At 67.0% G+C, this 23,669-nt stretch carries 20 protein-coding genes; 6 read left to right on the forward strand and 14 right to left on the reverse strand.

The genetic code is table 11. The features are described from left to right. Positions 1–32: 32 nt before the first annotated feature. Both ahpC and LXE91_RS31070 read right to left on the reverse strand, forming a co-directional pair. Complete coding sequence (gene ahpC / locus LXE91_RS31065) at positions 33–596, reverse strand: alkyl hydroperoxide reductase subunit C (protein WP_011547973.1); 564 nt, start codon at positions 594–596, stop codon at positions 33–35. 189 nt (positions 597–785) lie between these two features. Further along, positions 786–1,682 carry a LysR substrate-binding domain-containing protein gene (locus LXE91_RS31070; protein ID WP_039357200.1) on the reverse strand — a complete coding sequence of 299 codons (897 nt, stop codon included), beginning with the start codon at positions 1,680–1,682 and terminating at the stop codon, positions 786–788. A 178-nt stretch (positions 1,683–1,860) separates the two neighbouring features. Between LXE91_RS31070 and LXE91_RS31075 the strand changes: the two genes are divergently transcribed. The 3 genes from LXE91_RS31075 to LXE91_RS31085 are packed head-to-tail and all read left to right on the forward strand — an operon-like array spanning position 1,861 to position 4,864. Further along, positions 1,861–3,027 carry a branched-chain amino acid ABC transporter substrate-binding protein gene (locus tag LXE91_RS31075; protein WP_039357197.1) on the forward strand — a complete coding sequence of 389 codons (1,167 nt, stop codon included), beginning with the start codon at positions 1,861–1,863 and terminating at the stop codon, positions 3,025–3,027. A 54-nt stretch (positions 3,028–3,081) separates the two neighbouring features. Then, entirely contained in the window at positions 3,082–3,606 is a 525-nt protein-coding gene (locus LXE91_RS31080; RefSeq protein WP_039357194.1) for an L-2-amino-thiazoline-4-carboxylic acid hydrolase, read from the forward strand. Then, positions 3,599–4,864, forward strand: coding sequence for a Zn-dependent hydrolase (locus tag LXE91_RS31085; RefSeq protein WP_046544092.1), 1,266 nt, complete (start codon positions 3,599–3,601; stop codon positions 4,862–4,864). The genes LXE91_RS31080 and LXE91_RS31085 overlap by 8 nt, the downstream gene beginning before the upstream one ends. A 95-nt stretch (positions 4,865–4,959) precedes the next feature. Here LXE91_RS31085 and LXE91_RS31090 read toward each other — a convergent pair whose 3' ends face one another. From LXE91_RS31090 to LXE91_RS31140, 12 genes are all read right to left on the reverse strand, one after another. After that, positions 4,960–5,439 (reverse strand): GNAT family N-acetyltransferase, encoded by a 480-nt coding sequence (locus tag LXE91_RS31090; protein WP_039357188.1) that lies wholly within the window; start codon positions 5,437–5,439, stop codon positions 4,960–4,962. A gap of 34 nt (positions 5,440–5,473) precedes the next feature. Beyond that, the gene (locus LXE91_RS31095; protein ID WP_039357186.1) at positions 5,474–6,307 is read right to left on the reverse strand and encodes a c-type cytochrome; all 834 of its coding nucleotides are present in this window, start codon (positions 6,305–6,307) and stop codon (positions 5,474–5,476) included. A gap of 404 nt (positions 6,308–6,711) precedes the next feature. Beyond that, positions 6,712–7,980 carry a hypothetical protein gene (locus LXE91_RS31100; protein WP_039357181.1) on the reverse strand — a complete coding sequence of 423 codons (1,269 nt, stop codon included), beginning with the start codon at positions 7,978–7,980 and terminating at the stop codon, positions 6,712–6,714. Beyond that, positions 7,977–9,800: a glutamine--fructose-6-phosphate transaminase (isomerizing) gene (glmS, locus tag LXE91_RS31105; RefSeq protein ID WP_039357178.1), complete on the reverse strand. Its 1,824-nt coding sequence runs from the start codon at positions 9,798–9,800 to the stop codon at positions 7,977–7,979. Before glmS ends, LXE91_RS31100 begins: the two co-directional genes overlap by 4 nt. A 118-nt stretch (positions 9,801–9,918) precedes the next feature. Beyond that, positions 9,919–10,407: a hypothetical protein gene (locus tag LXE91_RS31110; protein ID WP_039357175.1), complete on the reverse strand. Its 489-nt coding sequence runs from the start codon at positions 10,405–10,407 to the stop codon at positions 9,919–9,921. Continuing rightward, positions 10,385–11,656 (reverse strand): poly-beta-1,6-N-acetyl-D-glucosamine synthase, encoded by a 1,272-nt coding sequence (pgaC, locus tag LXE91_RS31115; protein ID WP_039357173.1) that lies wholly within the window; start codon positions 11,654–11,656, stop codon positions 10,385–10,387. The genes LXE91_RS31110 and pgaC overlap by 23 nt, the downstream gene beginning before the upstream one ends. After that, positions 11,653–13,752 carry a poly-beta-1,6-N-acetyl-D-glucosamine N-deacetylase PgaB gene (gene pgaB / locus LXE91_RS31120; RefSeq protein WP_039357172.1) on the reverse strand — a complete coding sequence of 700 codons (2,100 nt, stop codon included), beginning with the start codon at positions 13,750–13,752 and terminating at the stop codon, positions 11,653–11,655. Before pgaB ends, pgaC begins: the two co-directional genes overlap by 4 nt. 15 nt (positions 13,753–13,767) lie before the next feature. Continuing rightward, the gene (gene pgaA, locus LXE91_RS31125) at positions 13,768–16,476 is read right to left on the reverse strand and encodes a poly-beta-1,6 N-acetyl-D-glucosamine export porin PgaA (RefSeq protein ID WP_039357168.1); all 2,709 of its coding nucleotides are present in this window, start codon (positions 16,474–16,476) and stop codon (positions 13,768–13,770) included. A 105-nt stretch (positions 16,477–16,581) separates the two neighbouring features. After that, positions 16,582–16,929, reverse strand: coding sequence for a hypothetical protein (locus LXE91_RS43695; protein WP_341348848.1), 348 nt, complete (start codon positions 16,927–16,929; stop codon positions 16,582–16,584). Beyond that, complete coding sequence (locus LXE91_RS43700) at positions 16,926–17,384, reverse strand: hypothetical protein (protein WP_341348849.1); 459 nt, start codon at positions 17,382–17,384, stop codon at positions 16,926–16,928. Before LXE91_RS43700 ends, LXE91_RS43695 begins: the two co-directional genes overlap by 4 nt. Positions 17,385–17,446: 62 nt before the next feature. Beyond that, the gene (locus LXE91_RS31135) at positions 17,447–17,884 is read right to left on the reverse strand and encodes a hypothetical protein (RefSeq protein WP_039357166.1); all 438 of its coding nucleotides are present in this window, start codon (positions 17,882–17,884) and stop codon (positions 17,447–17,449) included. A gap of 700 nt (positions 17,885–18,584) precedes the next feature. Next, entirely contained in the window at positions 18,585–19,583 is a 999-nt protein-coding gene (locus tag LXE91_RS31140; RefSeq protein ID WP_039357163.1) for a LysR substrate-binding domain-containing protein, read from the reverse strand. Positions 19,584–20,173: 590 nt separating this feature from the next. Here LXE91_RS31140 and LXE91_RS31145 point away from each other — a divergent pair. The 3 genes from LXE91_RS31145 to LXE91_RS31155 all read left to right on the forward strand — a co-directional run bounded on the left by LXE91_RS31145 (position 20,174) and on the right by LXE91_RS31155 (position 23,587). Then, positions 20,174–21,589: a circularly permuted type 2 ATP-grasp protein gene (locus LXE91_RS31145; protein ID WP_039357160.1), complete on the forward strand. Its 1,416-nt coding sequence runs from the start codon at positions 20,174–20,176 to the stop codon at positions 21,587–21,589. Positions 21,590–21,653: 64 nt separating this feature from the next. Then, the gene (locus LXE91_RS31150) at positions 21,654–22,595 is read left to right on the forward strand and encodes an alpha-E domain-containing protein (RefSeq protein ID WP_039357158.1); all 942 of its coding nucleotides are present in this window, start codon (positions 21,654–21,656) and stop codon (positions 22,593–22,595) included. 8 nt (positions 22,596–22,603) lie between these two features. Further along, positions 22,604–23,587 carry a transglutaminase family protein gene (locus LXE91_RS31155; protein WP_039357156.1) on the forward strand — a complete coding sequence of 328 codons (984 nt, stop codon included), beginning with the start codon at positions 22,604–22,606 and terminating at the stop codon, positions 23,585–23,587. Positions 23,588–23,669 lie beyond the last annotated feature (82 nt).

The following is a 23,669-nucleotide window of genomic DNA, read 5'->3' on the forward strand; positions in this document are numbered from 1 at the left end:
GCGCGCCTCGTGCGAGGCGCGCGGCGCGATCGTCAGATCTTGCCGATCAGGTCGAGCGACGGGGTCAGCGTTTCCGCACCCGGCGTCCACTTGGCCGGGCACACTTCACCCGGGTGCGCCGCGATGTATTGCGCTGCCTGCACCTTGCGCAGCAGTTCGCCTGCGTCGCGGCCGATGCCGTTGTCGTGGATTTCGCACAGCTTGATCTCGCCTTCCGGGTTGATCACGAACGTGCCGCGCAGGGCCATCCCTTCTTCCTCGATCAGCACGTCGAAGTTGCGCGACAGCGTGAGCGTCGGGTCGCCGACCAGCGGGTACTTGATCTTGGCGATCGTGTCCGACGTGTCGTGCCATGCCTTGTGCGTGAAGTGCGTGTCGGTCGACACGCCGTAGATTTCGACACCCAGCTTCTGGAATTCCGCGTAACGGTCGGCGAGGTCGCCCAGCTCGGTCGGGCAGACGAACGTGAAGTCGGCCGGGTAGAACACGACGACGGACCACTTGCCCTTGAAGTTCTCTTCCGAGACGGGCACGAATTCGCCGTTGTGGTAAGCGGTTGCCTTGAACGGCTTGATTTGGGTGTTGATGATCGGCATCTGGACAATTCCTTTTCGTCAGGGGTGAGTGGAGTGTTGCCAGTATCCGGGTTCACCCTGAGCTTGTGAAATTGCTTGTTTCAATCCGGGGCATCGGGATTTTCTATCTGCTTCCGGCCCTTGATTGGGCGCGGCGTGCGCCGAAGGCGATTCGGGCGGCAGGGGCTTCACCATTCCGAGCGGAGGTCCTCAAATCCCCGCCATCTTCCTCAACCACGCCGCCAGCCGCCTGGCTCCATCCGGCATGTCCGCATCCTCGCGGGTGCACAGGTAGTAATTGCGCCCGTCGTCGAGCGCGTGATCGAACAACTGCACGAGCTCGCCGTTCGCCAGTTCGCGCTGGACCAGCGGCGCGCGCAGCAAGGCTGCGCCGAGATCCGCGCGCGCGGCGCTCAGCGTGAGCTGGCCGTCCTCGAACATCGGCCCCACCGCATGCGACACATGCTTGACGCCCGCGCCCTGCAGCCAGTTGACCCACGTGCTGCGATCCTCGTCGTGCACGAGCGGCGCGCGTGCGAGATCGGCCGGCGTGCGGAACGGCCCGTGGCGTTTCAGGAACGACGGGCTGCACATCGGCACCATCGCGCCCGGCAGCAGCCGCTCGCAGCGGTAGCCGGGCCAGTCGCCGGTGCCGAAGCGGATCGACAGGTCCGATGCATCGCTGCGGTAGTTGCGGTGATGTGCATACAGCACCGTCACGTCGACGTCCGTGTTGTCGGCCAGGAACGCGTGCAGCCGCGGAATGAACCAGCCGATGCCGAGCAGCGGAATCAGGCTGATGGTGATCTGCCGCAGCGACGAGCGGTCGCGCACGAAACGCGTCGCGCTGCGCAGCACCGAGAACGCGGCGCTGATCGAGCGGTAGTAGTCGCGGCCTTCGTCGGTGAGGACAAGCAGTCGGCCCTCGCGCACGGTCAGCGGCGTCTGGATGAATGCTTCGAGCAGCTGCAGCTGATGGCTGACCGCCGAAGGCGTGATGTCGAGCTCGCCCGCCGCCGCGGTGACCGACCCGAGGCGCGCGAACGCTTCGAACGCACGCACCGCGCGCAGCGGCGGATCGTGCGGCAATTGTTCGATATTTTTCATGTATCGAATTTTATCGAAAAGTCAGGGTAAGCGACAACATGAAAATTTCCTGTATTTACAGTGATGTAGGTTAATGTGTCGGGAACGGCATAAGCATCCAACAATTGGATATTTGGGGTTTGGGTGCTCAATATTTAATATTTTTCATGTTTTGATTCGATCCACCGGTCCCCCGCACATGAAAATCGCATTTCTCCACGCCAGCCTCGCATTCTCGGCGGCCGCCCTGGTCGCCTCCGTTCCCGCGTTCGCACAATCCGCGCCGCAGACGATCCTGATCGGTCTCGCCGCGCCGCTCACCGGCCCGTCCGCGCGGATCGGCAAGGATCTGCAGAACGGCGCGCAACTCGCGATCGACGACGCGAACGCGAAGCATCCGACCATCGGCGGCAAGCCGGTGGTGTACAAGCTCGTCGCGGCAGACGACCAGTCCGATCCGCGTACGGCCGTCGCGGTTGCGCAGCAGCTCGTCGACCAGCACGTGATCGGCGTCGTCGGCCACTGGAACACGGGCTGCAGCGTGCCGGCGTCGCGCGTCTACCGCGATGCGGGCATCCCGCAGATCGCGCCGGCGTCCACCGGCCATCAATACACGCAGCAGGGCTATGCGACGGCCTTCCGCATCATGGGTCACGACGATGCGGGCGGCAATTTCACCGGCGCGTATGCGGTGAAGACGCTGAAGGCGAAGCGCATCGCGGTGATCGACGATCGCACGTCGTTCGGCGCGGGGCTCGCCGACCAGTTCATCAAGGGCGTGCAGGCGAACGGCGGCGCGATCGTCGATCGCCAGTACGTGAACGACAAGACGACCGACTTCAGCGGCGTGCTGACCGCGATCAAGGGCAAGCGCGCGGATCTCGTGTTCTTCGGCGGCCTGGATGCGCAGGCCGCGCCGATCTCGCGGCGGATGCGCCAGCTCGGCGTGAACGCACCGCTGCTCGGCGCGGGCGGCTTCGTGAGCCAGACCTTCCTGTCGCTCGCCGGCAAGGACGGCGACGGCGTGACGGCGCTCGAGCCGGGCCTGCCGCTCGACCGGATGCCGGGCGGCAAGGCGTTCGACACGCAATACCAGGCGCGCTTTCACGCGCCGATCGAGCTGCATGCGCCGTTCGCGTACGACGCGGCCGCCACGCTGATCGCGGCCGCGCAGAAGGCCGGCACGACGCAGCCGGCGAAACTCGTCGCGGCGGTGCATGCGATCGACCGGCCCGGCGTGACGGGGCGGGTCGCGTTCGATGCCGAAGGCAACCTGAAGGACCCGGCCTTCACGATCTACCAGGTGCGCGGCGGCAAGTGGGCCATCGTCGACGTGCTTGGCGGCTCGCGCACCGCGACCAAGTAAACGATACGGCGCGACACAGCACGACACCGCGATAAGACAACCAAGACGATCCCCATGACCGAAGCCACCCAGACATCCGCCGCCGCACCCGAGGACACGCGCCTCGGGATCCTCGCGCGGCGCCGCATCGAAGCGGAAATCATCAAGCCGATCTACGAGATCATGAAGCGCGAGTTCGGCGCCGAGCGCGCGCAGGCCGTGATCGCGGAAGCCGTGCGCGGCGCGGCGGTGGATGCCGGCCGCACGTTCGCCGCGCAGGAACCGGACGGCACGAGCGTGAAGTCGTTCATCGCGCTGCAGGTGCTGTGGGAGAAGGACGATGCGCTCGACGTCGAGGTGCGGCGCGCGGACGACACGCATTACGACTACGACGTGCATCGTTGCAGCTACGCGGAGATGTATCACGCGATGGGGCTCGGCGAGATCGGCCACCTGCTGAGCTGCGCACGCGACAGCTATTTCATCCAGGGCTATGCGCCGGACATCGCGCTCACGCGGACGAGCACGATCATGCAGGGCGGCAAGCGCTGCGATTTCCGTTACGCACGGCAAGCCGCGCCGGAGAACGGCGATGCGTGACGACAACACGATTGCTGAAAGCGTGAGCGCGCCGCGCGTCGACGGCGACCGCCTGTGGGCGTCGCTCGACCGGATGGCGCAGATCGGCGCGACGCCGAAGGGCGGCGTCTGCCGCCTCGCGCTGACCGATCTCGATCGCGAGTCGCGCGACCTGTTCGTGCAATGGGCGCAAGACGCCGGCTGCACGGTGCGTGTGGACCGGATGGGCAACGTGTTCGCGCGCCGCGCGGGGCGCAACCCCGACGCCGCGCCGGTGATGACCGGCTCGCATGCCGATTCGCAGCCGACGGGCGGCCGCTACGACGGCATCTACGGCGTGCTCGGCGGGCTCGAGGTCGTGCGCGCGCTGAACGATGCGGGCATCGAGACCGAGCGCCCGATCGACGTCGTGATCTGGACCAACGAGGAAGGCTCGCGCTTCGCGCCGGCGATGGTGTCGGCCGGCGTATTCTCGGGCGTCTATACGCTCGAGTACGGGCTGTCGCGCACCGATGGCGCAGGCAGGACGATCGGCGAGGAGCTGGCGCGGATCGGCTACGCGGGTGCCGAGCCCGTCGGCGGCTATCCGGTGCACGCGGCGTACGAGCTGCACATCGAACAGGGCGCGATTCTCGAACGGGCCGGCAAGACGATCGGCGTCGTGACGGCCGGGCAGGGGCAGCGCTGGTACGAAGTGACGCTCACCGGTGTCGACGCGCATGCGGGCACGACGCCGATGGAATTCCGTCGCGATGCGCTGGTCGGCGCCGCGCGGATGATCTCGTTCGTCGAGGTGCTCGGCCGCCGTTACGCGCCGTATGGACGTGCGACGGTCGGGATGATCGAGGCGCGGCCGAACTCGCGTAATACCGTGCCGGGCGGCTGCTTCTTCACGGTCGAATTCCGTCATCCCGATGATGCGGTACTCGACGAACTCGACGCGACGCTTCGCGCGGAACTCGCACGCGTGGCCGACGAAACGGGCCTCGGTGCGCAGATCGAGCAGATCTTCACGTATGCGCCGATCCCGTTCGCGCCGCGCTGCATCGACACGGTGCGTGACGCGGCCGAGGCGCTCGGGCTGTCGCACATGGATATCGTGTCCGGCGCCGGTCATGACGCGTGCTATGTCGCGCGCGTTGCGCCGACGGGGATGATCTTCGTGCCGTGCGTCGACGGGTTGAGCCACAACGAAGCCGAAGCGATTACGCCCGAGTGGGCGGCGGCGGGTGCAGATGTGCTGTTGCGTGCGGTGCTGCGGAGCGCGCAGGAACGCTGAGCCTGAGGGTGACGGCGGTGGCCCGGCGGAAAGGTGTTCGCCGGGCCGGGCCGGCCCGCGTTGCGTTCCGCCTGACGTTGCGCGCGCGGTTCGCGTCACCCCGGCGGCGATTGCCGATCGATATACCGCCGCATCACATGGAACGCCGTATCGGTGCGCCCAGGCATCGTGATCGTCGCGTCATCGGCGGTGAAGCCGAGCTTTTCATAGAACCGGTACGCGGTTTCGCGTGCCGTGCACCACACGAGCGCGGCCCCGCGTGCTTCCGCGTGCCGCACGCAAACCTGCACCAGCACGCGCCCCAAGCCCATGCCGCGCACGGCAGGGTGCACGGCCATCCCGCGCAGCCGCCACGCCGGCCGTGCCGGGTCGTCTTCGCGCACCTCCTCGCAAAGCGATGCAACGGCGACGATGCCCGACGCATCGCGCACGCCGACGTGCAGCGTCGTCGGTGCAAGGTCGCCGGCCAGCGCGCTCGCATCCAGATCGCCATTCAGCAGGACCATTGCGCGGAGCGGGCGCGTCTGCGCGGCATCGATCGGTGCGATGGTGAACAGCGTGCTGCCTGACGTCATCAACGTTCCTTGAGTCATTCGATTCAGCCGCGCGTTACCGAGCGGCCTTGCGCCGTGCCATATACGCGAGATACGCGACGATCTGGTCGAGTTCCCGGTCGCTCAGCTGGTCGGGCGGAAATGCCGGCATGCTGCGGCCCGGCCAGTCGCGCACCGAGGCCGGGTTGCGGATATAGCGGCGCAGCGCGGCGGGCTGGAAGTAGTCGACCGGGTTCATCGGCGTGTTCAGGTCGGGGCCGGCATGGCTGCTGCCCGCACCGTCGAGGCGATGGCAGGCGAGGCATTGCGTGACGAACAGGCGCTGGCCCGCGCGAGCCGGATCGTTCGCGGGCAGCGCGGCATCGACGGCGAGCGACGGCCAGCGCGCAAGCGGCGACGATTCGATCGTGATGCGCACGATCTGGTACGGCCACTGCTCGCCGCGCACCGACGACGCGTCCGGCCCGAGCCAGACCAGGTAGAACGGCCCGGCGCTGACCTGTTTGCCGGGCAGCTTCGGCCACGGATGCGCCGGATCCTCGATCGCAAGCCACGGAACGGCGCCGGCCGGCGTGCGGCGGCGCACGAGCTCCAGCGGCAGTTGCGCGGCGAAGCCGTCGGCGGCACGGGTTTCGAGTACACCGTCGGCCGGCAGCCCGTCGCCGAGCAGGTCGGCGAACGGCACCGCGCGGAAGGTCATGGGCTTGCCGTATGCGATGTCGCGCGGCACGTGGATGTCGGCGGCATCGGGGCGCGCGAGCAGCGTTTGCCGGGTGAGGGCGCGGGCCGTGCCGTCCGTCTCGAGTTCAAGCGCGGACTGCGCCGAAGCGCGTTGTCCGATCAGGCAGACCGTCAGCAGCAAAAGCGAAAACCACCGGCGCTTCAGCATTCTTTCTCCGGGAAGGGGCGTTCCGGCGGCGACCGGAGGAGCTGGCCGCGGCCGATGGAAGGAATCGGGCGACAGTCTATCCGGTACGCGCGGCGCTGGCGACTGCTGCGCGGGGATCGGGGCGGCGGTCATGATCGGGCCGGCCGGCGGCAGCGCGGCTGGCGGCCGGCCCGCGAGAACGATGCGGCATTGCGGGGCGAGGTTTGAGCACGAAGGAGCGGAAGGAACGGAAGGGGCGGAAGAGGCGGGAGAGGCGGAAGAGGCGGAAGAGGCGGAAGAGGCGGAAGAGGCGGAAGAGGCGGAAGAGGCGGAAGAGGCGGAAGAGGCGGAAAGGCCGGCAAGCCGGAACGAGAGCATGCAGGCCGGCCGCGCTCACTGCGCCCCGGCTCGTTACCCGCCCGCCTTCAATGACTCGAACAAGGCGCTTCGCGCTTCGGCAACGGCGTTTCATGCGCCGGTTCGAAATCGGCTTCCCGTGTGCCCGACGGCGTCAGCGACACGAAATGCATCGCGTTGCCGCTCCCCGGGAAGCCGGCGATACCGGTCAAGCCCCACGGAATCGGCGAACGCTGCACGCCGCTCACTGAAATGTCCGCCGGCCCGAGCGCCAGCGTCAGCAGCCGCCCGTCGCGGATCGGCACGTACGCGTGCGTGCCGGACACCCCGATGCCGGATTCGCGTACCGACGCCGGCAGGCAGTCGAGCGTCGCCGTGCGGCGGCCATCCGGCGCGATCAGCATCGCGACGCCGCGATCGTCCGCCGTCGTCGTGACGACGATGAAGCGGTCGATCTCCGGCACGTAAGCCGACGAATACACGTAGTACTGGATCGCGTCGTTCAGCGTCCCCAGCTTGTCCAGCTTTGCCGTGACCGGGTCGAACATCGCGTATTCGAGCGTCGCGTCCGTGCTGCCTTCGATGTATTTCTGCCAGACGAGCAGCGCGGTATGCGGCGAGCCCGCGACGACGGGCCACCACTCGCGGCGGTGCGGCACGACCGCGACATGGTTCAGCACGCGCCCGGCCGCGTCATAGGTTTTCACGTACACGCCGTTGCCGGTGCCGAGGTTGTCGACGCCGCCGCCGTCGATCCAGTCGGCCGAATAGAACACGACGAAGCGGTCGGCCGCCGTGGCGACGTGCCCCGAGTGGCCGCCCGATTCGACGTCGTTCGGATAGGGCTTGATCGGCTTCAGGTCGCGACGGTAGACGCCGTAGCGCTGGCTGACTTCCTGCGGCGCATTCCAGCCGTCCTCGAACGTGACGAAGATGTCGCCGCGCGCGTTCTGCGCGATCGACACGGGCTCCTGCGCCTCGGGGCGGCTGATGAACGTACGGACGTGCAGCAGGTGCGGCTTGCCGGGCAGCCATTCGCCGACGTACACGTCGTGCGGCCAGTTGCCGCTGCGCATCGCGCCGCGCGGCACGACCCCCGAGCTGCTGAAGAACACCCAGCGCTTGCCGTTGCCGGCGTCGGCCACGCCGATGCCGTGCATGAAGCTGCGCGGATCGACGGCCGGGTGAGCTGAAGGGGCGGCCTGCACGGTGACCGTATGCACGGCCGGCGCGGCGGCGCAGGCGGGCTGCATCGCCGTGACGATGCCGCATGCGCCGCACAGCGCGGCCGCGACGCACCGCGCGACCGCCTGTGCCGGGCGCGCGCGCGCCCTCATTCCACGGTCACCGATTTCGCGAGGTTACGCGGCTTGTCGACGTCGGCGCCGCGCGCGCAGCCGACGTGATAGGCGAGCAGCTGCAGCGGAATCACGTTGACGATCGGCGACAGCAGGTCACCCGATTCGCGCACGCGGATCAGGTGCGTGTCGCGGTCGGCGTCGATTCCGAGCTGGTCGCCGGCCAGCACGTAGAGCCGTCCGCCGCGCGCGCGCACCTCGGCCATGTTGGATTTCAGCTTCTGGAACAGGCGGTCGTCCGGCGCGATCGTGACGACCGGCATCGCGCTCGTGACGAGCGCGAGCGGGCCGTGCTTCAGTTCGCCGGCCGCATAGCCTTCCGCGTGGATGTACGACACCTCCTTGAGCTTCAGCGCACCTTCCATCGCGATCGGGAAATGAATGCCGCGCCCGAGGAACAGCGCGTTCTCGGTGTGTGCGAACTTCGTGGCCCAGCCCATGATCTGCGTTTCGAGCGCGAGTGCGTGGCCGATGCGCTCGGGCAGCGCATGCAGCTGCTTCAGGTGCAGCGCGACCTGCTTCGCGTCGAGCCGGCCGCGCAGCTGCGCGAGCGTCAGCGTCAGCACGAACAGCGCGACGAGCTGCGTCGTGAACGCCTTGGTCGACGCGACGCCGAGCTCGATGCCGGCCCGCGTCAGGAACCGCAGTGGCGCGGTGCGCGCGATCGTGCTCGTCGCCACGTTGCAGATCGCCATCGACAGTGTCTGGCCCATGTCGCGCGCCTGCTCGATCGCGCCGATCGTGTCTGCCGTCTCGCCCGATTGCGAAATGCCGACGACGAGCGTGCGCGGATCGGCCACCGTCTCGCGGTAGCGAAATTCGCTGGCGATCTCGACCTGCGCCGGCACGCCCGCGATGGCCTCCAGCCAGTACTTCGCAGTGAGCCCCGCGTAGTAGCTGGTGCCGCAGCCGAGCAGCAGCACGTTCCTCACGCGCGACAGCAGCGCGCGCGTGCCGTCGGCGGCGTCGAACAACGCCGGCGAAATCGTGTCGATGCCGTCGAGCGTGCTGGCGATCGCCTTCGGCTGCTCGAAGATCTCCTTTTGCATGAAGTGCTGGTACGGGCCGAGCGCGGCGTCGCCCTCGCGCGCCTTCACCTGGCACAGCGGGCGCTGGGCCTCGTGCCCGCCCGAGTCGACCACGGCGATCCGGTCCGGCGTGATCAGTGCGACGTCGCCGTCTTCCAGGTAGACGAAGCGGTCGGTCAGGTCACCGAGCGCCGCGCAATCCGACGCGAGGTAGTTCTGTTCGGCGCCGATGCCGATCACGAGCGGCGAGCCGGCGCGCGCGGCGACGAGGCGCTGCGGCTCTTTCGCGCTCAGCACCGCGATCGCGTACGCGCCGTGCAGCCGCTTGACGGCGCGCACGACCGCGTCGAACAGGTCGTCGCGATAGAGGCTGTGGATCAGGTGCGCGATCACCTCGGTGTCGGTCTGGCCGCGAAACGTATAGCCGCGCTCCCGCAACTCCACGCGCAGCGCGTCGTGGTTCTCGATGATGCCGTTGTGCACGACCGCGATCGTGTCGCCGGACATGATCGGATGCGCGTTCATTTCGGACGGTGCGCCATGGGTTGCCCAGCGCGTATGCGCGATGCAGGTCTGCGCTTCGAGGCCCAGCGTCAGCACGCGGGCCTGCAGGTCGGTCACGCGACGCAACGTGCGTTCGCTGCGCAGGCGGCCGTCGTCCTGTACGGCAATGCCGCACGAATCGTAGCCGCGATATTCGAGCCTGCTCAGCGCATTGACCAGTTGCGGCACCTGATTGTTCAGGCCGCTTGCTCCGACGATTCCGCACATGATTCACCTCGTCCACAAAAGGTTGCCGGTCTGCCGGCAAAATGCGGCAGCGCGGTATCTGGAGTGGCGCCGCGTCGCGCAAATGACGTCCCGTGCGCAGCGGCGCGTCTCCGCTGACCTACTCGCGGGGCTGCGGCCCCGCGTGGGCTACCCATTCGATGCCGGAAATCGAGCCGTTCGCGTCGTGCGACGCGACGAGAATGCGCGTCGTGCGCCGCGCGCCGCGCCGGCGGGCGCTTGCCAGCACGGTCGGCGGCACCGAGCGCACCTTCGCGCTGGCCGAGCGCCGCAGTATCTTCGATACGCGCAGCCGGTAGGCGAGCGGATGCACGACGCGCCCGGCGATCAGCCACATGACGATGGTGCCCGCGATGAGCGCGATGCTGGTCGCGTAGAACACCATCTGCTCGATCGGCATCTCGGCCGGATTGAACGGCAGCAGGTAGCGGTACGTGTAGATGCAGATCGATGCCCACACGGCGCCCACCAGCGCGGGCCGCAAGAGCCGGAACCAGACGATCAGCACGGACCCGACGACATGACCGCGTTCGGCGATCAGTTCGCGCGGTGTGCGCAGGGAAAGGTCAATAATCGGTGCGTTCTTCATGTTGAATGCCTCGGTCGGGGCTGACCCATACGGCCCGCTTGCCGCGGCCCCGCAGCACGACGGCAGGCAGGGCGACGACGGTGGTGATCATGCTGATCAGCCAGAAGGCGACGGGATACCAGATGGTGTCCAGGAAATACATCAGGAGTTTTTCGTCGTAACGACGATCGATCATGCTGCCGATGATCAGCTGCAGGATGCAGGTGGCGACCAGCAGCATGCCGTGCCAGTGCGGCACGACCGATACGTGCCAGTCTTGCGGCAGCGGGTACACGACATTGATGAGCGCGAGCAGCAGGATGAACGACATCGAGTACGCCCACGCGATACCGATCAGGTACTCGGCGAACAGCGGCCACATCATCATCTGCGTCGGCCGCGCGAGCGTGCCCGCGTACTTCATCAACACCTGGATGCCGCCCTTCGCCCAGCGCAACCGCTGCCGGTACAGGCCCTTCACCGTCTCGGGCATCAGGATCCAGCTCAGCGCGTGCGGCTCGTACACGACGCGCCAGTCGCGGCACTGCAGCTTCCAGCTGATGTCGATGTCCTCGGTCAGCATGTCCGAGCTCCAGTAGCCGACGTCGGCGAGCGCGGTCTTGCGGAACATCGTGATCACGCCGGATACCGTGAAGATGCGGCCGTACACCTGCTGCGTGCGCTTGATCAGCCCGACGATCGACGAGAATTCGCCGACCTGCATGCGGCCGAGCAGCGACGTGCGCGTGCGGATGCGCGGGTTGCCGGTCACGGCGCCGACGCCCGGATCGGTCAGGAAATGCTCGAGCATCCAGCCGATCGCGTCATGCGCGAGCAGCGCATCGCCGTCGATGCACAGCAGGTATTCCGCGTTCGACACGGCCGCCGCGGTCGTGAGCCCGACCGCCTTGCCTTCGTTGCGCGCGTGATGGATCACGAGCAACCGCGGGATTTCGACGGCCAGCTCGTTGAGGATCTCGCCGGTGCGATCCTTGCTGCCGTCGTTGACCGCGATGATGTCGTAGTTCGGATACTGCATCCGGTCCAGGTGGCGGATCACGCTGCGTGCGTTCGCGGCTTCGTTGAAGCAGGGCACGACGATCGAGATCTTCGGGATCCCGCTCGACGCGATCGTCCGCGTGGACACCTCGCGGCCTTCCTCGAGCAGGAAGTAGTGCACGACGCCGCCGATCATCCACAGGTACGACATGAAGAACGGGTAGTAGAAGACGAAATCCTGCAGGCGCTGGATGATGCTGTGGGTGGTCATGGCGTCTTCGTCCCCTGGGTTTTGTGCATCTGCATCAGCGCGTTGATCGAGGTCGGGTCGAGGCGCGACTTCAGCGACATCACGTCGCGCATCGCGTCGAGATCCGGCTGGTCGTTCAGGAAGTTGTCCGGGTAGTAGCCGAAATTCACCGCGCCCTCGCTGCGCAGCCGCCGCATCTGCGCGAGCAGCGTGCTGGCCGCCACGTCCTTGTGCGCATGCCAGTCGTACGACTGCAGTTCGAACACGGTGCGCTGCAGGCCGAGCTTCTTCGCACGGACGGCCTTCACGAGTTCGTCCATCCAGCCTTCGGGATCCTTCGCCTGCTCCATGTACGGCATCGCCATCAGCGCGACGTAGTCGTACGTGGCGAGGAAATCGTCGTAGTTCTGCGCGTACCACGCTTCCGATTCGGGCTTGAGCACCGGCATCGCGAAGATGTTGCGCGCGGTCAGCACGTCGCCCACGTTCTGGTGGGCCAGCACGACCTGCTGGAGCTGGCGGGTCAGGTCGATCAGGTAGCGCGACTTTTGCCGGGTCCAGCGTTTCAGCAGGTCGGGGTTCTCGCGGATCTTGCCGACGTCGGGCGGCAGCCCCCACTGCGAATAGATGCGCAGCGCGTGCCGGCCCGCATCCTCGTAGTCGTCGAGCACCGCGTCGTCGCTGAACAGGATGCCGCTGAACGAGGCATGTTTGCTGAGATCCTCGTAGACCTGCTGGATCATCAGCCGCGCATCCGGATCGAACGGGCTCAGCCGGAACGTGCGCGTGCCGTTCTCGCGGGCCGGCGCGCCGCCGTAGGCGCTCACGGCCTCGAGCCCGCGCAGCTTGTCGGCCGGCGGCCGGAACGCGAGCACCGGCATCCATGCATACACCTGCACGTTGGCGCGCGTGTTGAGCTGCCATGCGGCGCGCGAGAACAGGTCGGCGCGCATCGGCAGGTGCCGGTTCGGGAAATACACGGCTTCGGCCACGCCCGTGCCTTTCGGGTCCGCATACGCCTGCAGGTACACCGATTTCGGCTGCATCCGGTAGATGCGTTCGATCAGCTTGCCGAGATTCGCTTCCTGCCGCGCGGGGTCCGGATCGTAGACCTGGTCCAGGTCGACCTGCACGGTGCGCTCGGGCACGTCGACGTCGCCGCGGTTCGACGCCGGCTCGCGCATCGAGCGCTCGAACCCGCCGATGTCGACGTCGTACATCATCAGGATCCGCCGCAGCCGGTCGAGCGGCACGTCCGGCGTATTCGGGCCGGCATCGAGGCTGAACTGGATGTCCATGCCGAGCGATGTCGAGATCTGGCGCACGGGCTGGTTTTCCGCGCCGTACGGCCACACCATCGAGCGTGCGACGATGCCGGTGCGTTCGCGGATCTGCCGCACGCACGTCTGCAGGTCGTCGTGCACGCGTGCGTGGAATTCGGCGTCGGTCTCATAGCGTTTCTGGTCTTGCAGGTACAGATGCGACGTGGTCGCCGGCAACTCGTTGCCTTGCGGATTCGCGACCGCGCCGTGATGGAGGTTGTGCGTGTGGCAGCCGAGCTCGACGAATTCCGACTGCCCGAGCTTCTTCACCTCGTCCCACGACAGGAAGTAGTCGCGCGGCACCTGGACCTTGTCGCTGATGCGGATCGGCGTATCCGGCGGCGTGTCGATCCATGCGGTGACGAGGCCCATCACGGCCGGATACTTGAAGCGCTCGAGCAGCGGCAGCACCTTCGTGTAGTGGCTGCGAAAGCCGTCGTCGAACGTGAGGAGCACCGCGCGCGGCGGCAGCGGCTTGCCGCCGTGCCGCGATTCCTCGATCTGCTTGACCGTGATGGTGTGGTAGTTGTTGGTCTGCAGCCACGAGAAGATCGCGGTCAGCGTGCCGGTATCGACCGCGAACGGGTCGATCAACGCCGACGCCGACTTCGACGAAAACGACGCCATCAGGTTGTCGCGCACGTCGTGCATGCAGATCACGCGAAACGTCTTGCCGTCGGCCGGATCGGAAGGCGGCAGCAGGTCGATCATCCTGGCGTTGGTCACGCCGGGAAACAGCGAACAGGCGGCAAATGTACCGAGGCATCCGCACATGAAGGTCCGTCTGGTTTGCATTACCCGATCTCCTTGCTAGAACGGCAGGTTGACCGACATGAAGCCGGTTTCGGAGCGCTCGCGCTGGCCGTCGTAGGCGTGGCTGCTGACCTCCACGCCATAGCTCAGCGTGATGTCGTGCTTGAACGTCCATGCGTGCTCGAGGCGCGCGCTCCACAGCGCGCTGGTGCCGAAGCCGCGCTCGTTGTACATGCCGCCGGACACCGAGACGCGCTGCTGCAGCCCCATGTCACCCTTCTTCCACAGCGTCAGCTGGTGCATCACGGTCGCCGCGGCCGCATAGTCGCGGCCCGGGCTGAAGTAGGGCGCGTTCGTGCGCGTGTTGCTGTCGGTGCCGAGATCCAGCGATACGTTGACCTGCTGGGTGGCGCTCGTGTACACGCGCTGCGTGGCGGTTGCCGCGATTTCCTGGTGCACGTTCGAATCGCTGTAGCGGCTCACGCCGTAGCTCAGCTTGACCTCGCGACGGTCGTTCTGGCGATACACGACGGAGACGTTCGCCGAGCGACCCCAGATGTGGGCGGCGTACGCCTTCCACGGCAGCGAGTTGTCGTTGGAGTCGAGCGCGCCGCTGACGGTCCAGTAGTCGTTCAGCGCGTACGCGATCGATCCGCGGCCGCCCGTTCGTCCGTCCCCGCCGAGCGAGCGCGTGACTTCGCCCAGCACGGTGAGCGGCCCGTGCCGGTAGTCGCCGCCGACGCCCGTGCGCGTGCGGCTGACGCTGCCGCCGTCGGTTTGCGCATGGCCGTAGAACGTATGCGCGAAGACCCGCCAGTTGTCGCCGAACGGTTGCGAATAGATATAGCTGTCCGACGTGAAGCTGTTGTCGGCCAGTGCGCTGTTGCCGTGCTCGAAGCTCAGGTCGGTCGTGAACACGGGGCTGCGGTACGCCTTGTAGTCGCGCTTGAAGCCCCGCACGGCGCCGCTGTCGGGGAACGTGTTGTCCAGCGTCTGGTCGACGCTCTTCGCGGTCGCATAGTCGTCGGCCGTGAGCGACGCGCGGCCGAGGCCCGCGAGCATCTCGACGCTGTCGGGGTGGTCCGTCAGCGACGCGCGATACATCGCGATCGCCTGGCGCGGATGCGATTGGCCGGACACCGCGTCGGCGTGCGCGGCACGGATCTCCGCGTTGAACGGCACCTGTTTCTCGAGTTCCTCGAGCGCGGCGATCCCTTGATCGGCGTGGCCCGTGAAGATCAGGTATTGCGCGCGCAGCCGGTAGTAGCGCAGATAGTCGCTTTCTCCCGGACCGACGCTGGTCACCTCCTTGGCAGGCGGCAGCGACGCGCCCATGTCGTCGAGCGCCTTCTTCGCGTCCGCCGCGCGACCCTGGTCGACGTACGACCAGAACAGCCCTTCGCGCAATTCGATCGGACGCGTGCGCTCGCCGTACTGGAAGCCGCGGGTCGCGCGATCCGTCGGCGACGCAGTCGCCTGCTTCAGCGCGCGCTGGTACACGGCGTTCGCCTTGCCCGGTTCGCTCAGGTACAGGTACGCGTCGCCCACGGCTGCCAGCGCGTCGATCGAGATTTCCGCGTTGGACGGAATCGTCTCGAACGTCGCGACGGCCTGCTTCATGTCGCCGCGTGCCGCAAGGGCGACCGTCCGGTCGCCTGCGAGCGCAGTCCTGACCGGCGTGTACTCGGGCGTGGCCGGCGTCCGCTTGTCGAGGTCGTCTGCGGCGCGCAGCGCGTTGTCGATCCCGTCGAAGCGGTCGGCACTCGTCATCGAGCGCGACTTGTCGCGTCCGCCGCGCACCTGCTGGCGAATCGACAGTTCTTCGAGTTGCGCGATGTCGACGGCGGAGAACGCATCGGGCCGTGCCTTCGCTTCATCGAGCGCCTTGACCGCGCCGCCGCTCGCCGCAAGGCCGAACACGTCGTTGCGCACGGTCTCGACGTCGGCGGTACGCAGATTCGGCGCGTGGGCGTTCGGCGTTTCGACGTCGGGCCCCTGCGACCGCTGTGTCGGCTCGCCGGGTAGCTGGGCGCCGGGCGTCTGCGAGTTCGGCGCCGGGGAAGACGGCGGCGGCGAGCCAGGCATCTGGGGAACGGGCGCGGGCGAGTTCGGCATCGGGGTGCCGGAGACCTGCGCGGTTTGCGTCGGCGCAAGCGGCGGCGTGGCGGGTGCGGCTCGTTCGATCTTCGGCGCGGGGGCCGAAGGCGGCGCGATCGGCGCCGGCGAAGGGGATGCGGACGTGTCGTACATCGTCGAAGCGGGAGGTGTCGATGCTTCCGGCGGGCGGGCGTTCCCGGCCTGAGCAAGCAGCATCGGCGCTGTCGGTGTCTGCGCGACGGGCGCCGGCTTATTCGTCGTATTCGCCGTATCCGGCGATCGCGCACCCGGCACGGCGGCGCTCGATTGCGGCGCCTCCGGTTCCACCACGACCGTGGTCGGCAGGGTCGGCGGCTGCGGGTTCGAGGCTTGCGCGATCTGCATCGACGCATCCGAAGCCCGCGCGATCGGCGTCGGCGCATGAGGGGGCGGGGCGATCTCGGCCTGGGCAATCTGGATCGTTACGACCGTCGGCTGCACATCGCGCGGCACCGCATCCGGAGCGCCGTTGGTCCCGGCGAATTCGTCGATGCGCCGCGCTTCCGGATCGCCGTCCGCGGAGAAGCAGGGGCCGGACGCGACGAGCAGCAACACCAGCGGCGCATGCAGGAGGCGCCGTCGGCTGGACGGAGCGACGGTGGTGCATTGTTGTTTCCGATTGTTGTCCACGAGGTGGCCTCCTTTCGAAACGATCACATCGGTTGCCCGCCTGACGACGCACGTCGTCGTGCGTCGCGCGGCCGGGCCGCGCGTGCCCGGCGCTGCGGACCCGGCTTACAGCCGGTTGCGGATCGCCTGACCGAGCAATGCACGCGATTCGCTGTTCGTCGGGTCGATCGCGAGCGCCCGGCTTGCGTTCTGCTCCACACAGTTCCATTCGTCGATCACCGCGCACGAGCGCGCCTTCGCCAGCGCTCGCGCGCTTTCCAGTTCCGCGTGCGTGACGCTTGCCGTCTGCATGCGCGCCATGTCGTTGCCATACGGCCGGGGCCTGGGCGTGAAGTCCATGCGCCGGCTCGTGCCTGCCAGCGTTTCGGTGCGCTGCGCACGTTGCGCGGCACCGTGCCGCGTGGCGGCGCGGCCGTAGGCCGACGCCCCGTGCGTACCGGCCGCGAGCGTCACGGGCGGCGCATGCGGCGATTGCCGGTGTTTCGCGACGGCACGGGGGCGGGCTGCGGCGCGGCTTGCGGTTCGACCGCGAGCGTGACGGGCGGCACGGTGGACACCTCGCGCGCAGCCGAAGTCGACGCAAGCAGAGGCGGCGGCGCGGGCGGCGAGGCCTGCGTGCGTGCCGGGGCCGGGCCGGGCTCGGCCGATGTTCCGGGCGTACCCGTTGCGGTTGCGCGCGAGGCAAACGTCATGACCGCGTTGCGGGTTTTCCCGACGGCGCTTCCGATCGCGCCGGAGATGTCGTGCGTCACGCGCGCATGGCCGACCGTCGTGTCCCGTTCGCCGTACGCGAAGATGCCGAAGATCGCGGCGAATGCGACGAAGCTGAGCGCCGCGTTCTTTCCGGGACCCCAGGAGGGTTTCGGCTGGTGGGCGGGCGAGCCGTCCTGTCGTTCTGCACGAGTCATTCATGTCTCCTCGATTCGATACGGTGTGGTGTAAGACGTGATGGGGTGCGCTCAGGTGGCGCTCACCATTTCAACTGCGTGGTCAGCGCACCCGTTTCGACGATCGCGAACTGGGTCGCGCCCTGATAGGTTCCTTCGACCCGGTAGCTCGCATCGGGCACGCTGAACAGGCAACGCGACCCCGAGGCATTGAATTCGACGAGCACGCGGCCATGCCTGCGCAGGCGCACCTGGACGTTGGAGAGCGGCTGCCCCGTCTTGGCCGAAGCAAACGACACGCCCAGGTTGTACGGCCGTCCGTCGGGCGGCAGCGGTGCGGTACCGTCGATCCGCGCGTCGCCGCAGATGTACGAAATGACGTAGCGATCCGCACCCGGGCCGGATGCGGGGGCGGACGCGGGTGGCTGGGACGCGAGCGTCTGGGCCATCGCATTCATGCAGAGCGTCGAGAGGAAGACGCTCAGGAAAGGGCGAGCCTGCTGTTGAAACGAGGAAGACATTGCAACCTCCCGTCCGGAATCAATGGCGAGCATTTATTCCGAGTCAGATTTGCCAACGTTCTTTTTGCGACACGCTATTGATACACGATGGGTTTTGAACCAACAACCGCGTGTGGCATGAATGGGACGGCGCCAAATATCCTATTTAAATAGGATAACGACGTATTCGTCTGACTCGCTTACCTATGAAGAAAGTCGATATTGCCGAATATGAAAATTGCTATTCGGTAGCGATGATCCAGCACGAATTGAATAGCGTCGGACGTATTGGCATTCGTGCCGAAAAATAACGACTGATAAAAGGAATTTTTGCGCCTGTGTTCCGGGCGAATCGATATCGATCCGGATACAGATCGCACGATATGAAACGCGGAGGAGGTGTGTTTGGTATTTTAGATTGTTACAGGTAAATCGAAACTTTTAATTTGTTCTGTAACAGGGTATTTCTGTTCAGATAATCAGACGGAAAATGCCGGTTTGCTATGTCGGCCGTAAAAACTTCTTGTTCGGAATGCAAACGATTGCGATTCGTCTGATATCGATTCCGCGTCCGGTGCGGTAATTCTTCAGGTCAAAGCGGGATCGTTGCGTGCTACCGGGAAGCGGCGCGGCGCGAATGGACGCGCACACCGGATTGCCGCAAACCGCACTTGCGTTCGCGTCGTCCGCGAGAACGACGCGAACGACGCGGACGCGACGATCAGCGGCTGCCGCCCGCGCTGCGCCGTGCGATGCGCATCGCCGGCGCGGCCGCGGGTTCGGCCGGGCCGGCTGCATCGTCGACCGCCGCGCGCGGCCGGTTCATGATGTAGGTCCACAGTTGCTCGGCCGCGAGCCCGCGCTTGCGGGCCGACCGGTACAGGCGGATTTCGAGCTCGGTGATCCAGTCGCCGGAACCCGCGCATACGAGCGTGCCGTCCGCGAGTTCCTTCGCGACGCAGCTTTCCGGCAGCCAGCCGATCCCGTGCCCGGCCACGACCATGCCCTTCAGCGCCTCCGACATGTGCGTCTCGAAGCAGCGGTGCAGCACGTACGGCTCGGTGGCATTCAGCAGCAGCATCTCGACGATGTTGCCGAGAAACGCGCCCGACGAATACGCGAGCAGCGGCAGCGGTGCATCGGGGGTGCCCGGCAGCTGGAACACGGGCTTGCCGCGCGCATCGGGAGTCGACACGGGCAGGATCCGTTCGACGCCGAGGCTGACGAACGGGAAGTGGTTCGGGTCGAGCACGATCGGCAACTGCGGATGGTGATAGCCGAGCAGCAGGTCGCATTCCCCTTCGACGAGCTGCTGCACGCCTTCCGGCACGTTCACCGCGTTGACGCGCGCGGTGACGTGGCCGACTTCGCCGTTGAGCTGCTTGAGCCACTCGGGAAACAGCGTGAAGACGAGCGTGTGGGCCACCGCGAAACGCACGACCTGGTCGCTGGCCGCGAACTGGTCGTAGCCGTTCACGAGATTGCGTGCCGCATACATGCTGCGCAGGATGTCCGCGGCGAGCCCGCGGAACATCTGGCCGGCCGGTGTCAGCGTGATCGGGTTGATGCTCCGGTCCACCAGCTTCGCGTCCATCCAGGTTTCGAGCGCAGCTATTCGTCTGCTGAATGCCGACTGCGTGAGGTGCCGGTTACGCGCGGCCCGGGAAAAGCTCTTGGTATCCGCAAGGCTCAGGAAATCTTCCAGCCACTTTGCTTCCATTTCGATCTTCGCTTTTTATAGTCGGGCGCCTGAAAGGCGGCGGCACCGTTTGCTGCACGAACTTTCTAGCGTACCGCGCCTCGCGCCGGTCGGGCCGATGTTTTTTTTCGATGGGTGTCAGTCGAAATATGCATGGGCGTTGTCGGCGGGATTACGGCTGCATAGCGTTGAGGTGCCGGACCCGGCTAACCGGACAGTTCATCGCGTCGAACTGCCGGTGCGGCCGCAGACGGTACTTCCCCCCAGGGCCGGTTGCGCCGTGCGCGTACCGGCCCGCCTTCATGGCAGCGGTCCCGTGCCCGGTCGCGCCGTTTTTTGTGCAGTGCAGATTGCACATTCGTGACACGCGGGGGAACTATGTTCGGAAGACGCGGCGCAGCATGAACCGTGCGCGCTGGCGACGCACCGTCGTCGCCCGTCGCGCCGGGCGCTGCACCGTGATGGTGCGCAATGCCGCGCGGGTGTGCCCGGCGCGGCGCAAAAACGGGGGGATATCGAGGGGTCGAGCAAGGCACGTTCCTTGCAAAGCATTCAGTACGCCGGTCCGGCATGCGCAATGCCGGGGAAAACGATCGATGGAGAAAAGATCGATGAAGCCATTCGATGAAATGCTGCAATCCGGCGACATGGTAAGGGCGCCCTACGCGCGCCTGAAGCAGTGGCTCGACACGCAGAATCCCGCGAGCCTCGCCCAGAAGGCCTACGACGCGGAAGGCGTGTTCCGCAAGACGGGCATCACGTTCGCCGTCTATGGCGACGCGGAGGCGGCCGAGCGGCTGATTCCGTTCGACATCGTCCCGCGCATCATCTCGGGCGCCGAATGGAGCCGCCTGTCGCTCGGCATCGAGCAGCGCGTGATGGCGCTCAACGCCTTCCTCGACGACATCTACCACCGGCAGGAAATCGTGCGCGCGGGCATCGTGCCGAAGCACCTGATCGCGCACAACGAAGCGTTCATCCCGGAGATGATCGACTTCCGGCCGCCCGGGAACGTTTACACGCACATCATCGGCGTCGACATCGTGCGCACCGGCGAGAACGAGTTCTACGTGCTGGAAGACAACGCGCGCACACCGTCCGGCGTGTCGTACATGCTGGAAAACCGCGAGACGATGATGCAGCTCTTTCCGGAGCTGTTCCAGCAGGTGAAGGTGCGCCCGGTCGAGACCTATCCGCAGATGCTGCGCCAGTCGCTCGCGGCCGTGTGCCCGCCGGGCGGCAACGCCGACAACCCGACCGTCGCCGTGCTCACGCCCGGCATCCACAATTCCGCGTACTACGAACATTCGTTCCTCGCCGACCAGATGGGCGTGCATCTCGTCGAGGGCAGCGACCTGCAGGTGATCGACGGCCGCGTCGCGATGCGCACGACCGAAGGCTTCCAGCCGATCGACGTGCTGTACCGCCGCGTCGACGACGCGTTCCTCGATCCGCTCACGTTCCGCCCCGATTCGGTGCTCGGCGTCGCGGGGATCATGGACGTCTACCGCGCGGGCAACATCACGATCGCGAACGCGCCCGGCACCGGCATCGCCGACGACAAGGCGATCTACTCGTACATGCCGGAGATCGTCGAGTTCTACACGGGCCGCAAGGCGCTGCTGGAGAACGTGCCGACCTGGCGCTGCGGCGAAGCCGACAGCCTGAAATACGTGCTCGACCATCTCGACGAACTGGTCGTGAAGGAAGTGCACGGCTCGGGCGGCTACGGGATGCTGGTCGGGCCGTGCGCGTCGAAGGCCGAGCTCGAAGCCTTTTCCGCGAAGCTGCGCGCGCGCCCCGCGAACTACATCGCGCAGCCGACGCTTGCGCTGTCCACGACGCCGATCCTGACCGAAGCCGGCCTCGCGCCGCGCCACGTCGACCTGCGGCCTTTCGTGCTGGTGTCGGACCGGATCCGCATCACGCCGGGCGGGCTGACGCGCGTCGCACTGAAGGAGGGATCGCTCGTCGTCAACTCGAGCCAGGGCGGCGGCACCAAGGACACCTGGGTGCTGGCCGACTGAGCCGGACGCGACCGCGCGCCCCGCGACCGGGGCGCCAACCGAACGAAGACGGAGTGGACACGAGATGCTTCTGGGACGTACTGCAAGCGGCCTCTACTGGATGTACCGCTATATCGAGCGCGCGGAGAACATCGCGCGCATCGTCGATGCCGGGCTGCGGATGGCGCTCACGCGCACGTCCGACGCGCCGGCCGAATGGTCGTCGGTGCTCGTCAGCTCGGGCACGGACGAAGGCTACCGGCAGAAATACGACGCGTACGCGGCCGATACCGTGACGGACTACCTGCTGCGCGACCGCGACAACCCGTCGAGCGTGCTGTCGTGCATCGAGGCCGCGCGCTCGAACGCGCGGATGGTGCGCACGGCGCTCACGCGCGAGGCATGGGAGAGCGTGAACGGTGCGTGGCTCGCGCTGACCCGCGCGCTCGCGCAGCCGGTGCCGGAGAGCGAACTGCCGGCCGTGCTCGACCAGGTGAAGCGCGAAACCGCGCTCATCCTCGGCAGCTTCTACAGCACGATGCTGCGCAACGAGATCTTCGATTTCGCGCAGATCGGCGCGTTCGTCGAGCGCGCCGACAACACCGCGCGGATCATCGACGTGAAATACCACCTGCTGCTGCCGTCGGTGTCGCACGTCGGCACGATCCTCGACAACTACCAGTGGGAGACGATCCTGCGCTGCGTCGCCGCGCACCGTTCGTACCGCTGGGTGTACGACGTTCAGTACAAGCCGATGAACATCGCCGACTACCTGATCCTGAACGGCCGCATGCCGCGTTCGCTGCGCTATTGCTACGGGCGCGTCGTCTCGAGCCTGAACCTGCTCGCGAAGGATTACGGCGTGACACACCCGTGTCACGACACGGCCACGAAGATCCTGCAAATGCTGTCCGACACCTCGGTCGAGCGGATCTTCAAGAGCGGCCTGCACGAGTTCCTGACCGACTTCATCGGCCGCAACAACAGCCTCGGGCTCGAAATCGCCCAGGCCTACAACTTCGACTGAGACTTGCCATGCGACTCGCCATTCGACACATCTCGCGTTATCAGTTCGACGATCAAGCCACCCATGCACTGCAACGGCTGCGGCTGCGCCCGCAGTCGGGCCCCGGGCAGACGGTGCGCGCATGGCAGGTCACGATCGACGGCGTCGAGCCGTCGCTGTCCTATGCGGACGGACTCGGCAACCGGATCGACCTCGTGCGGCACGACCGCGGCGCGAAGGCCGAGATCGTCGTGATCGCTGCCGGCGTCGTCGAGACGCAGGACCGCGCCGGCATACTCGGTCATCCCGAAGGCTATGCGCCGCCGTGGATCTTCGAGCGCGAAACGGCGCTGACGAAGGCGGGCGACACCGTGCGCGCGCTGGCGCAAGCGCTGCCGATCGAGCCGCGCAGCCTCGACGCGCTGCACTGGCTGATGACGGAAGTGCACGACCGCATCGCGTATGCGCCGAACCTGGCCGCGGACGCCCCCGTCGACGCGGAAACCGCGCTGCAAAGCGGCGAGGGCACGAGCCGCGACCATGCGCATGCGTTCATCGCGGCCGCGCGCGTGCTGAAGATTCCCGCGCGCTACATCTCGGGCTACGTGCTGGCGGACAGCGCGATGCAGCGCATCGCCGACGCGAAGCAGAACGCAGGCGACGTCGAGGAGGAAGAAGCGCTCGCGCTGCAGAGCGGCGAGGGCATGCAGCAGGTGCTCGGCGCGTCGCATGCCGCGCAGTCGCAGTCGCAGGGGATGCCGCAGCCGGCGCACGGCGCGCAGCCGCAGGCGGCCGGGCTGATGCAGCAGCCGGCCGGCCATGCGTGGGCCGAGGCCTATGTCGAAGGGCTGGGCTGGGTCGGATTCGATCCGTTCATGAATCGCTGCCCGGACGAGCGCTACGTGCGCATCGCGGTCGGCCTCGACTATCGCGACGCGCAGCCGGTGACGGGGCTCGGCGCGACGGCCGTCGGTGTCGAGATCAGCGTCGTGCAGACGCCCGAGCTCGTCTGACCTCGCGCACGCTTTCGCCGAATCCGCCAGGCCGGGGCGCCGCGTCGCATCGAGTGCGACGCGGCGCGCGGCTGGCCCAACC

The sequence above is a fragment of the Burkholderia contaminans genome (genome assembly GCF_029633825.1).
GTDB lineage: Bacteria > Pseudomonadota > Gammaproteobacteria > Burkholderiales > Burkholderiaceae > Burkholderia > Burkholderia contaminans.